This window comes from Proteiniphilum sp., from assembly GCF_040307845.1.
In the GTDB taxonomy this organism is placed as follows: domain Bacteria; phylum Bacteroidota; class Bacteroidia; order Bacteroidales; family Dysgonomonadaceae; genus Proteiniphilum.
Genome location: NZ_JAWRIS010000005.1, coordinates 1 through 12,184, shown reverse-complemented (window position 1 = coordinate 12,184; position 12,184 = coordinate 1). Strand labels below are relative to the sequence as shown.

Sequence of the window (12,184 nt, the reverse complement as noted above, 5' to 3'; positions counted from 1 at the left end):
TGCACAAAATTACGTTATGTTGATAGCCCGGCAAAAGAAACAAGAGAATATTGCGGAATATCTGTTGTATATGTGGCAACTGGAAGATATTTTGCGCTCGTATGAGTTGGACATCGACAAGGTACAGCAGTCGCTGGTCGATCCGGTGTATCATACGGAAGAAGAAAGGAAAGAGGCCCGAGACTGGTATGAAGGGCTCATCCTGATGATGAAATCGGAGGGTGTACAAGAAAAAGGACATCTGCAAATCAACAAGAACCTGATCATGGATCTTACTGATTTACACCTGCGGTTATTGAAAGAACCTAAGGAATCGGCATATATCGGTGTCTATTATAATACCTTGCCTCATATTGTAGTTTTAAGGGCAAAGTCGGATAGTAAAGATGTTTCTGAACTGGAAACCTGCTTTACGGCTTTGTACGGGTATTGGTTGCTAAGATTGCAGAAACGGGAAATCTCCGGTGAAACCCAGGCTGCTGTCGCACAAATTACCGGCCTGCTGCGACTTCTTTCGGAGAAATATAAGGAGGTTGATGATGATCCCGATAAATCGGGACTGGTAGTGATGATTTAATGATTCCGATAAATCGGGACGAGTAGTGATGATTAATGTGCCAATGAGACTAATAAAAAATTGGTAATTAGTCATTGGTAATTAGTAATTAAAAAAAAGCATGCCCATATTTACAGGAGTGACCAAACATCTGGGGGGGATTGACAAGGATACCCCTAAACAGCAATTTTTTTACGGACTGGTACAGAAAAATGTACTGGTAACCGGTGCAAATGGCCAGTTGGGGAATGAGTTGAAGAACCTGACAGCCCGTTTGAACCTGCCGTTTCAATTCTTTTTCACGGATAGCGATACGCTGGATGTGACCGACAGGGATCAAGTGACCGGTTTTGTCAGGGATTATCATATCCTCTATATTATCAACTGCGCTGCCTATACAGCTGTGGATAAGTCCGAAACAGATGTGGAGACAGCTTATGCCGTCAATGAAAAGGCGGTAGAGAATATAGCGATCGTAGCAAGGCAGGAGGGAGTAAAAGTAATTCATATATCGACTGATTTCGTATTTGACGGCCGGTCAGAAATTCCTTATACCGAGGAGATGGAACCACATCCGCTTTCTGTTTACGGCCAGTCGAAACTGAAAGGTGAGGAAGCCCTGCAAGCGGCCGGTGGAGAATGGCTCATCATACGTACTTCATGGTTGTATTCGGAATATGGCAACAATTTTGTGAAGACGATGATCCGGCTGATGAATGAACGTGATAGATTGACTATCGTGGATGATCAGCGGGGAGCACCCACCTATGCGGCTGATCTGGCGGAGATGATCGTTCATATCCTGCAATATACGGAAGAGACAGAATGGAAAACAGGTATTTATCATTTTTCGAACAAGGGGGAAACTACCTGGTTCGGTTTTGCAGAAGAGATTAAAAGACAGGCGGGCATCGATCGGTGTGAACTGGCGCCCGTCAAGACGGAGGAATATGGCGCACCTGCTCCCCGCCCGGCATATAGCGTGATGAACCTATCGAAAATATGTGCAGCTTTTCATGTGGAGATCCCGGATTGGAAAGAGACTTTAAAACGGTGTATTGATAGATTGAGGAGTTGAGAAGTGGAGAAGTTAAGAAGTTAAGAAGTTGGGAAGTTGAGAAGTGGAGAAATCTTGAATTTCCAAAGTCTTGGCTCTTGGTTCTAGAATTATTAGAAGATGACATTAAAAGAAGAGATACAACGCCGGCGCACGTTCGCCGTGATCAGTCACCCCGACGCGGGAAAAACCACATTGACGGAAAAATTGCTGCTTTTTGGAGGAGCCATTCATGTGGCAGGAGCAGTGAAATCGAATAAAATAAAAAAGACGGCCACATCCGACTGGATGGAGATCGAGAAACAACGCGGTATTTCTGTTGCCACTTCGGTGATGGGATTTGAATATAGTCATCACAAGATTAATATTCTGGATACCCCCGGCCACCAGGATTTTGCGGAAGACACTTACCGGACACTTACGGCAGTGGATAGTGTAATCGTGGTGGTGGATGTTGCAAAAGGGGTGGAAGCCCAGACACGTAAACTGATGGAGGTCTGCCGTATGCGGCATACGCCGGTGATGATCTTTGTCAATAAACTTGACCGGGAAGGGAGGGATCCGTTTGACATCCTTGATGAACTGGAAGAAGAACTGAAAGTCGGTGTCCGCCCGTTGAGCTGGCCGATTGATATGGGAGAACGCTTTAGGGGGGTATATAACCTGTACAGGAACAGCCTGGATCTTTATCAGCCCAGTAAACAGATGGTGACGGAATCGTTGCGGCTCGATATCCAATCGCCGGAACTGGAAAAGCATATCGGTGAACGCTTGTCGAAGAAGTTGAGGGATGATGTGGAACTCATTACCGAGGTCTATCCGGCATTCGACCGGGATGAATACCTTGCCGGAAAACTGGCGCCTGTCTTCTTCGGTTCCGCATTGAATAATTTTGGTGTGAAAGAACTGTTGGATTGTTTTGTGGATGTTGCCCCCTCACCCCGTAAAGTACAGGCCGAAGAACGGGAAGTGGATCCGTACGAAGAGAGTTTTTCCGGCTTTGTATTCAAGATACATGCCAATATGGATCCGAACCATCGTTCATGTATCGCCTTTGTGAAAGTATGCTCGGGAAAATTTGAACGGAATGTAAACTATAAGCATGTCCGTTTTAACCGGATGATGAAATTCTCGTCGCCTACCGCTTTTATGGCGCAGAAGAAAGAAATCATGGATGAGGCGTATGCCGGTGATATAGTGGGGTTGCCCGATAACGGCAACTTCAAGATCGGTGATACGCTTACAGCGGGCGAAGAACTGCATTTCAAAGGATTGCCGAGTTTTTCTCCCGAGATGTTCAAATACATAGAGAATGCCGATCCGATGAAATCGAAACAACTCCAGAAAGGGATTGAACAACTGATGGATGAAGGAGTCGCGCAACTTTTTACCAACCAGTTTAACGGACGGAAAATCATCGGGACGGTGGGACAACTCCAGTTCGAAGTGATACAGTATCGCTTGCTCCACGAATACGGGGCACAATGCCGCTGGGAACCTATCAGTTTATATAAGGCCTGCTGGATTGAGAGCGATGATGCCGCGCAACTGGCGGATTTCAAGAAACGGAAATACCAGTATATGGCGCACGACAAAGAGGGTAGGGATGTATTCCTGGCTGAATCGAACTATATCTTAATGATGGCTCAACAGGATTTTCAACATATCCGTTTTCATTTCAGCTCCGAATATTAAGATTCTTCCAGCGGTTTTTCCAGAGTGACCGACATACGTTGTGTGGAGCTGATCATCCCTCTCTCATAGAGTTGTTTGTAAACGGCTTCACTCAAATCGTGATTCACCTCTCCCTCGTCCCCTTTCTTTGTCCATACCCGGAAAACAAATTCGAGGGTAGTGGGATTGATCTTCGACATCCTTGCAAAAGGTGCCGGTTGTTTCAATACCTTGGGATGCTTTGCTGCAGCCTGTAGTAACAACTCTTTTACCTCTTCCACGTTACAGCCATAATCTACGTTGACGATAATCTCGGTGCGAAGTAGGCCGTTAAGGCTGTTATTATTGATGATACTGCCGGTCGACAGTGGTCCGTTGGGTATATAAATTGTCTTGTTATCACCGGTCCTTAAGACAGTATGCATAATGCCGATCTGCTCCACGGTTCCTTCCAGATTCTGCGCCTTGATGGTGTCGCCGCTCCTGAAAGGTTTGCTCAACAGGATCATCACACCGCCGGCAAAATTGGCGAGGTTGTCCTTCATGGCAAGACCTATTGCCAATCCCACCGTACCGATTATAGCGGCAATGGACACGGTCTTTACCCCCACGGAATTGATGATAATCATGAATAACACAATAAAAAGGAACGTCTGCAGTACGCTGCTGATAAAACCCTTCAGCGTATTGTCGAGCGAACTCTTTCGCATGACCTTTGCCACGAAATTATCAATCTTCGTAATCAAGAAACGTCCAATGATAAACAGTATGATGGCTATTAATATGTTTACTATCAAGTCGATCCCCCAGGCGAGGAAACTATCCAGGATATCATTGTATTTACCCTCTTTGATCAGCTGACCGAAAGAAGGATCATCAATAGATCGTGGTACGAAAATGCTGTCGGAAGGAGTCGATATTTGAAGCAATGTCATCATTTTGGTTTTTATACAGTGTAACATCGCAAAAGTACAAAAAAACAGTTATTTTTGTGATGGATTTTTTGTTATTATCATAATGTACAGAATGAAAATTATTATTACGGCTATATTGTTTTTTCTTGTTTACGGGCTCTCTGCCCAGTCACTGGATTATATGGGATGGGTAGACCGTTCAGCCAACCATATAGAACAAAACCGGCTCGATAGTGCCGCTGTGGCCCTGCAAAAGGCGATGGCGCTGGAGCCGGCCAATGAAAATAACCCCGTCTTGCTGCTTAACCTCGGAATATTGCAGCGTCAAATGAGGCTTTATGATGATGCCTATATTTCATTCACCGCTTCTCTGGGGAATAGTCCTTTGTCTGAGTTGGTGCTGCATAACCGGGCTTCCCTTTTGTGCGAGATGGAGCGTTTTGATGAAGCAATGGAGGATTATAACACCCTTATCCGCAATTATCCGGAGGATGTAGAAGCTTATTACCGGAGAGGATTGCTTTTTCTTGAAAAGAATGAGAGATCCAAAGCCGAGGCCGATTTCAAAACTTCGGACATGATAGATCCGGATAATAGGTACACGAAACTGAGCAAGGCGCTGCTTTATAAGTTGGATGATAATTGGGAGGCTGCCGAAAAGATGTATACCGGACTGATACAATCCTCTTCGCCTGTCGATCCCAGTTTCTATATGAACCGGGCGGAATGCTATGTGAATACCGACCAGGTATTCAAAGCATCGGCCGACTTGCGGGCTGTGGAAGGGTCACAGAAAGGAAATCCTTATTTTTATATTCTCCGGGGACGTGTCCGCCTGGGCCAATTTGACAAGATAGCTGCCCGTGCCGATTTCCGTAAAGCCAAAGATTTGGGTTATGAGGTTGAAATAGTGAATGATTGGCTGAAAAAAACGGAATAATGGGGGACTGGGAAACCGGAAGACCGGAAGAGAGAAGTAATCAAGTGAAATAAAGAAACCAAAACTTGTTTTATGAAGTGGATTAATAGGAACGATAGCCAGGCCAACTATGAAGATCGTAGAGGTAAAGGTAGAAGGAATGCCGCCGTCGGTGGAGTAGGAGCGATTATTGTTGCCGTGATTGCTTTGCTGCTGGGACAAAATCCTTTCCAGGCCATAGACATGGTGAGCAGTATAGCGCCGGGTGGAGACTCTGAGGTTGTGGATCCATCCAGGGCGAATGAGAACGAAGACCTGAAGGTGCTCACACTTGGAGTCTTTAACAGTGCCAACGACGTATGGGCAGAGATTTTCAGGTCACAACTCAATAAGCAATATGTACGTCCTACTTTGGTTACTTTCACCGACGCAACGGTAACCGAATGTGGTGGGGCAACAGCGGCGGTAGGCCCTTTCTACTGTCCCGCCGACCAGAAAATGTATATCGACCTCAATTTTTTTCATCAATTGAAATCCGATTTCGGGGCTGAAGGAGATCTGGCTATGTCTTATGTGACGGCCCATGAGGTGGGGCATCATGTGCAGAAGTTGTTGGGTATTATTGATCAGGTGAATCAATACCGGGGACGGATCAGTGAAGCGGAATACAATAAGATGAATGTAAAGTTGGAATTGCAAGCTGATTTCCTGGCAGGAGTCTGGGTGTACCATGCCCAACGTATGAATATGATCCGGCTCGAACCGGGTGATCTGGAATCGGTGATCAGCGCCACTACCGCGGTAGGTGATGATACCATTCAGAAACGTTCGAGAGGGTATACCGTTCCCGATTCTTTTACTCATGGCACTGCGGCACAACGTACTTACTGGTTCAGAAAAGGGATGCAGAGCGGCGATATCAGCCAGGGGGATACTTTTAACGACCCCGGTTTAGGATAGTCGCATGGATATAATTTATAATCACAGCTAATATTAATAGAGATGAAAGAATTAAAAAAAGAGCAGACAAGGTATAGTATAACTTATCCTGCGGGTGTAATGCTCATATATTTCCTGTTATTCTCATTTTTTCTCTCTTGCTCGGATGATCCGGCCGTTAAGGAAGAGTTGTCTTCGGTGGCTGAATTTGAGTCATTTACTTTCCAATCTATATCTAATAAAGATATAATCGTAACATCACCGGGTAGGATATCAGATACAAATATCAATATATCTATCCCAAACGGTGTGTCGCCGGAAAGTTTAGTAGCTACATTTACTTACTCGGGAGCATCGGTGAAAATAGGAGATGTAGAGCAGGTCAGTGGGATCACAGGAAATAATTTCAGCAAGGTTGTTGTTTACACTATTACCGCCGAAGACGGGACAAAAGTTAATTATACTGTTGTAGCAAAAGAACTTCCCCATATCCCGAAAGTATATGTCAATACATGGGATGCGCCTATTCTGGATAAAGATACTTACGTTAAATCAGAAGTTCGGATCGAGGATGTTCAATATGCTACAGATACCGATCTACCGGCCGGTATAAGGGGGCGTGGAAATTCAACATGGGGAATGCCTAAGAAGCCTTATCGGATAAAGCTGGATAATAAGACATCCCTTTTAGGTTTGAGCAACGATAAAGATTGGGCTTTGCTTGCCAACTATTTTGATAAGACTTTAGTGAGAAATGTCACTGCTTTTGAAATAGCGAAGATTGCGGAAATGGACTGGACTCCCGCATCCATCAGTGTTGATTTTTATATGAACGGAACATACCAGGGAGTCTACTCATTAACCGAACATGTAAAGGTCTCGAAGGAAAGGCTCGATATGGAACTGGTGACACCTTCCGATAATTCGGGTGAAGCGCTGACCGGGGATTATCTTCTTGAACTGGACTTTCATTTTGATGAACCGTATAAATTCAAAACTGATTTGAAGCAATTACCAATCATGTTCAAAGATCCCGATGAACCGACCGATGCGCAATTCAATTTTGTAACGGATTACTTCAATAGGGCCGAAAGTGCTTTATATTCTACAAATTTCAAGGATCCGGTGAATGGCTACCGTAAATATATTGACGTGGAGTCGCTCATTAATTATTATATAGTGCAGGAGCTAGCCAAGAATGTGGACGGCAATATGCGGGGAAGTTGTTATATGGCCCTTCGCCGTAACGGGAAGATCGAGATGCCGTTGGTGTGGGATTTTGATCTCGCTTTTGGAAATGCTGATTACATAATAGATGAGGGAGCTGATAGTCCCGGGCCGGAGGGTTGGTTTATCAAAACCTGCTCGCCCTGGTTCGATCGTCTTTTTGAAGATCCTTATTTTGTGTCGGAGTTAAAAAAACGGTGGAATGAACTAAAGCCGGAACTGGACGGGATTCCCGATTTTATTCGCGAACATGTTCTTGCCATACAGGATTCACAAGCCAGAAATTTCAGTCCGAAACCCAATGGTGCCGGATGGGATATTAATCAGGTAGATTGGAACACACAGAGAAGAGGTTTGTCATATATATCAGAACTGGACTTCTTTCTCAATTTCGTGGAAAAACGCCTCCAATGGCTGGATACAAATATAAACAGACTGTGATATACCCATAAAGAGGGATATTTCATCTGAAAAATAGCTATTTATTGCGATTGCGGACACACTCCCGATCCTGTAACTTTGTGACAGAAGTACAATCCGGATGATGCTCAAGAGTACCTTTTGTATCATCCAATTATCACAGCGTAAAATAGAAGTCTTCTTCTTCAAAAATTTTTTTATTATGGATGAAAAAATGGGCAACACAACATTTGAGAGTTTAGACCGTGACAAACTCCAACGAATGCTTCATATCAAGCAACAGTACGAAAAAGGAGACCTGTCGGCTGATGAAGCGAAGAGCCGGATGAAAAATGAAGTAGGGCGAATCTCACCCGAAGAATTTGCCGCCGCCGAGCAGTTGCTTAAGGACGAGGATCCCGACGAATGCCGCAACGAGAATGTCCGTACCATGTTGGATATATTCGAAGGATTGATCCAACCCGATGAACCGGGATTACCATACGGCCATCCTATAGAAGCCTACTTGCGGGAAAATAAAAAGATGAAAGAATTGCTCCGAAAAGGAGATGAGTTACTACAAAAGCCATTTATCCTGAATCCCTGGTTGGAATTGATGGAGCAGGTCATCCAATACAAAGTACATTTTAGCCGCAAACAGAACCAGCTATATTCTGCATTGGAGAGACAGGGATTCGACCGTCCTTCCACCACGATGTGGGTGTACGACGACGAGATACGTGACGAGATGAACACAGCACTTGAGATTTTACGGAACGGCAATGTAAATCCCGAATTCTTTTTCGATGCATATACACGAATGACTGTCGACTTGAGAGACCTGATGGAGAAAGAGGAGATGATCCTCTATCCGACTTCTTTGAAACTGATTCCGGATGATGAATTTGAAGAGATGAAGTCTGGCGACAGGGAAATCGGGTTCTTCCTGATCGATATGCCCGGCCTTGATCACCGCTCATCTGCCAAAGAGGGGGAATCGGAAGAAACAGGGCAAGCCGGTCTGATGGACGATCTGGCCTTGTTACTTGCCAAATATGGAAAAAATATAGAGACGGCACCGAAGGATAGCGTACTCGATGTGGCAGAAGGCAAACTTACTCTGGATCAGATCAATCTTATTTTCAGGCATATGCCCGTGGATCTCTCCTATGTGGATGAAAACGATTTGGTGAAGTTCTACACCGATACGGAGCACCGGGTCTTTCCCCGCAGTAGTGGGGTAATCGGCAGGGAGGTGCGTAATTGCCATCCGCCAAAAAGTTTGCATGCCGTGGAAGAGATTATTGAGAAATTCCGTAGTGGCGAGCAGAGTAAAGCGGAGTTCTGGATCAATAAGCCGGATCTTTTTATCTATATCGTCTATGTGGCCGTAAGGGATAAAGACGGTACTTTCAGGGGCGTATTGGAGATGATGCAGGATTGCACCCATATCCGCCGGCTTGAAGGGGAGCGGAGATTGCTTACATGGGAAGAAGAACAGCATCGGCAGAACGGAGGCGAAGAGGCTTCATACCAAAGTGCCCGGGATCCCCAATATTTCCAAGACCCGGAAACCGAAAGTGGAGACGTAAGCGATAACGACCTAACCGGTGAGGATAGTGAAGGTGAGATAACTATTTCTGCCGAAACCAAACTAAAAGTATTGATCCAGCGCTATCCCCGGTTAAAGGACGACTTACCTGCTATAAATTCCCGATTTTCCATGTTGAAGAGCCCCATGGCAAGAGTGGTACTACCCATCGCAACCATCAAAATGATGAGTGAACAATCAGGTATGCCTCCGCAGGAACTAATCGACAAGCTAAAAGAACTGATTGCAACTTATTGATGCCTTCGAGGTATCATGGGAGTTTCATACCATGTCGGGCGTGAAGCAAACTCGGTGTATGATGAATCTCTCAATGGTGTACAGACGGTGCAAACGCACAATCATGAATTCACCAATAACAGGAACTGGCCCACCCAGATCTATGTGCGCGAAGCAAGGAGAATGTCGGGAGAATATGTGATGACCGAGAATGATTGCCGAAGGCTCACAATCGCAAAAGATCCTGTAGGCTTGGGATCATACCAGATGGATTCCCATAATGTGCAACGATATATTACCAAAATGGGATGCGTTCAAAATGAAGGCAATATCGAAGTGTCCACCAAGGAGCCTTATGCAATATCTTACCGGTCGATCATTCCCAAAAAATGAATGTGACAACCTTTTGGTCACATATGCAATCTCTTCGTCACATATAGCTTTTGGATCGATAAGGATGGAACCGGTCTTTATGATAATGGGACAATCCGCTGCCACCGCCGCATCTATCGCGATAGACCAAAATACCGGATTACATGACGTGGATTATGCTGTTTTGCGGGAGAGGTTACTTTCTGATAATCAAAAGCTCGATGTTGATACCGGCAAGTACCCTCCATTCCGATAAGTGAACCTCTATCGCAGCGGCGCCGTAATAATAGCGAACCTGAATTGGATAATGCCTGTATCGTAGTCAGGGAGTGATATTGGCATGCGGTTCTAATAGATTTGGGCAGATCCCAGCGACTACGACCGTAGCTACAATTTCAAGCAGATCGCTGAAAAGGTAGAAGATGTGACTGTGTGGGAAATACCATGCCATATTTTCAATGCCATAATTGATTACTTCTTTGTGCATGCCTGTTTTCCAAAAAATAGTACCAGGCTTTGTTCGATTCTCCAGATTAATTTATAACTTTACACACTTCTAAAAGAAAACGTGTATAAAACACGGGTGGGATATATGATATGTGAGAGAAGTGGATAACGACTTTTGTCACATATTGACAATGGAAACAGTAATAAACAAGTAATGGATGGAGCAACGTATCGATAAAAATCCTCGTATTGAAGTCGTGGACGCCTTACGAGGTTTTGCCGTGATGGCTATCCTGTTAGTTCATAGCGTGGAACACTTTATTTTTCCTGTCTATCCCACTAACTCCCCAAGTTGGCTACAAGCTTTGGATAAGGGTACGATAAACGTAGTGTTTACCCTTTTTGCAGGAAAAGCGTATGCTATCTTTGCCCTCCTGTTCGGGTTTACATTTTACATTCAAAGTGATAATCAGAAAAAGCAAGGAAAGGACTTCGGTTATCGTTTCCTCTGGCGTTTGTTTTTATTGGCGCTGTTCGCGACATTAAACGCTGCCTTTTTCCCTGCAGGAGATGTATTATTGTTGTTTGTCGTAGTCGGAATTGTGCTGTTCCTTACCCGGAACTGGAGCAACAAGTTCATTCTCATTGCTGCTGTTATTTTTTTGTTACAGCCTGTTGAATGGTATCATTACATCGCGAGCCTGATAAATCCGGCACATCAGCTTCCCGATTTGAAAGTAGGAGAGATGTATGCCACGGTGGCGGATTATACGAAAAACGGAAGCTTCTGGGATTTCATCCGGGGAAATGTCATCTTGGGACAAAAAGCCAGCTTATTATGGGCGGTCAATGCAGGACGTTTTGTCCAGACAGCCGGGCTCTTCCTCTTGGGTTCTTATTTCGGCAGAAAACATCTTTTTATCTCTAACGAGAAGAACGCTGTTTTTTGGATAAGGATACTCGTCATTTCGGCCATATCTTTCGCTCCTTTGTATACCTTGAAAGAACTGATCATGAAAAATGATGCCATTATACAACAATCTGTCGGAACAGTATTCGACATGTGGCAGAAACTGGCTTTTACATTGACCCTGATCGCTTCGTTCATGCTGATTTATCATTATGGTAGATTCAGGTTCAGTAAAGCTTTTGACGACTTACGCTACTATGGTAGGATGAGCCTTACCAATTATGTATCTCAGTCGGTTATAGGAGCGATCATTTACTTTCCCATCGGCCTGCACCTTGCTCCCTATTGCGGATATGCCATTAGTTTATTCATCGGGATTGTCGTGTTTCTGTTACAACTGCAATTTTCCAGATGGTGGTTGAGCAAGCATAAACAAGGTCCATTAGAGCATCTCTGGCACAAATGGACCTGGATAGGAACGGGGAAATGACCGGAGTTATAGATATTCGTTTCCATAAGAACTATGTGCGATGAGGTTCACAGGTGCGATTTAAAACGCTAAACTCTAAGAACCTGTTTTGAATTTATTTCCTAATTTTTCTAAGCATGATCTGGCAAAATGTTATTTGCAGCATGTATTTTGACCGCATCGGCAATCCAAGTGTGTCTACAATAATATGCTCCTTCCTGCCTTTGACTCTTTTACCCCCGTCAATGCCATATTCACTGCTGTCTATATGATGGGAAGTACTCACACTCCTGGAGTCTATCAGGCCGACACTTGGGCTGGTTTGTTTGCCAGAGGCCTTGCGGACCGTGTCCCGAAGATGGTGCATCATCTGCTCAAATACCCCCTCCAATTTCCATTTACGGAAATAAAAGTACACGCTTTGCCAAGGGCCGAATTCCCTGGGAAGCATTCGCCACTGGCAACCTGTCTTG

At 44.6% G+C, this 12,184-nt stretch carries 12 protein-coding genes; 10 read left to right on the top strand and 2 right to left on the bottom strand.

Going from position 1 to position 12,184, the window contains the following annotated elements; genetic code table 11:
• Positions 1-16: 16 nt before the first annotated feature.
• The 3 genes from ABV001_RS00950 to ABV001_RS00940 all read left to right on the top strand — a co-directional run bounded on the left by ABV001_RS00950 (position 17) and on the right by ABV001_RS00940 (position 3,308).
• Complete coding sequence (locus ABV001_RS00950; protein WP_352421141.1) at positions 17-577, top strand: DUF4924 family protein; 561 nt, start codon at positions 17-19, stop codon at positions 575-577.
• A 100-nt stretch (positions 578-677) separates the two neighbouring features.
• Positions 678-1,634: a dTDP-4-dehydrorhamnose reductase gene (rfbD, locus tag ABV001_RS00945; RefSeq protein ID WP_352421078.1), complete on the top strand. Its 957-nt coding sequence runs from the start codon at positions 678-680 to the stop codon at positions 1,632-1,634.
• A gap of 99 nt (positions 1,635-1,733) precedes the next feature.
• The gene (locus ABV001_RS00940; RefSeq protein WP_352421077.1) at positions 1,734-3,308 is read left to right on the top strand and encodes a peptide chain release factor 3; all 1,575 of its coding nucleotides are present in this window, start codon (positions 1,734-1,736) and stop codon (positions 3,306-3,308) included.
• Here ABV001_RS00940 and ABV001_RS00935 read toward each other — a convergent pair.
• Complete coding sequence (locus ABV001_RS00935; protein WP_352421076.1) at positions 3,305-4,225, bottom strand: mechanosensitive ion channel family protein; 921 nt, start codon at positions 4,223-4,225, stop codon at positions 3,305-3,307. The two genes, ABV001_RS00940 and ABV001_RS00935, sit on opposite strands and share 4 nt — an antisense overlap.
• 88 nt (positions 4,226-4,313) lie before the next feature.
• Here ABV001_RS00935 and ABV001_RS00930 point away from each other — a divergent pair, with 88 nt between their 5' ends.
• From ABV001_RS00930 to ABV001_RS00900, 7 genes are all read left to right on the top strand, one after another.
• Positions 4,314-5,141, top strand: coding sequence for a tetratricopeptide repeat protein (locus ABV001_RS00930; RefSeq protein WP_352421075.1), 828 nt, complete (start codon positions 4,314-4,316; stop codon positions 5,139-5,141).
• A 72-nt stretch (positions 5,142-5,213) separates the two neighbouring features.
• Positions 5,214-6,080 (top strand): KPN_02809 family neutral zinc metallopeptidase, encoded by an 867-nt coding sequence (gene ypfJ, locus ABV001_RS00925; protein ID WP_352421074.1) that lies wholly within the window; start codon positions 5,214-5,216, stop codon positions 6,078-6,080.
• A 42-nt stretch (positions 6,081-6,122) separates the two neighbouring features.
• Positions 6,123-7,727 carry a CotH kinase family protein gene (locus ABV001_RS00920; RefSeq protein WP_352421073.1) on the top strand — a complete coding sequence of 535 codons (1,605 nt, stop codon included), beginning with the start codon at positions 6,123-6,125 and terminating at the stop codon, positions 7,725-7,727.
• 181 nt (positions 7,728-7,908) lie between these two features.
• Positions 7,909-9,534, top strand: coding sequence for a PAS domain-containing protein (locus tag ABV001_RS00915; protein WP_352421072.1), 1,626 nt, complete (start codon positions 7,909-7,911; stop codon positions 9,532-9,534).
• Positions 9,535-9,549: 15 nt separating this feature from the next.
• Positions 9,550-9,906: an FAD-dependent oxidoreductase gene (locus tag ABV001_RS00910; RefSeq protein ID WP_352421071.1), complete on the top strand. Its 357-nt coding sequence runs from the start codon at positions 9,550-9,552 to the stop codon at positions 9,904-9,906.
• Complete coding sequence (locus ABV001_RS00905; RefSeq protein WP_352421070.1) at positions 9,794-10,141, top strand: FAD-dependent oxidoreductase; 348 nt, start codon at positions 9,794-9,796, stop codon at positions 10,139-10,141. The genes ABV001_RS00910 and ABV001_RS00905 overlap by 113 nt, the downstream gene beginning before the upstream one ends.
• 409 nt (positions 10,142-10,550) lie before the next feature.
• A complete protein-coding gene (locus ABV001_RS00900) occupies positions 10,551-11,732 on the top strand; it encodes a DUF418 domain-containing protein (protein ID WP_352421069.1) in 1,182 nt (393 codons plus the stop codon).
• Positions 11,733-11,826: 94 nt separating this feature from the next.
• Here ABV001_RS00900 and ABV001_RS00895 read toward each other — a convergent pair.
• Positions 11,827-12,184 (bottom strand): transposase (locus ABV001_RS00895; protein ID WP_352421068.1); only part of this gene is annotated, 358 nt, incomplete at its 5' end.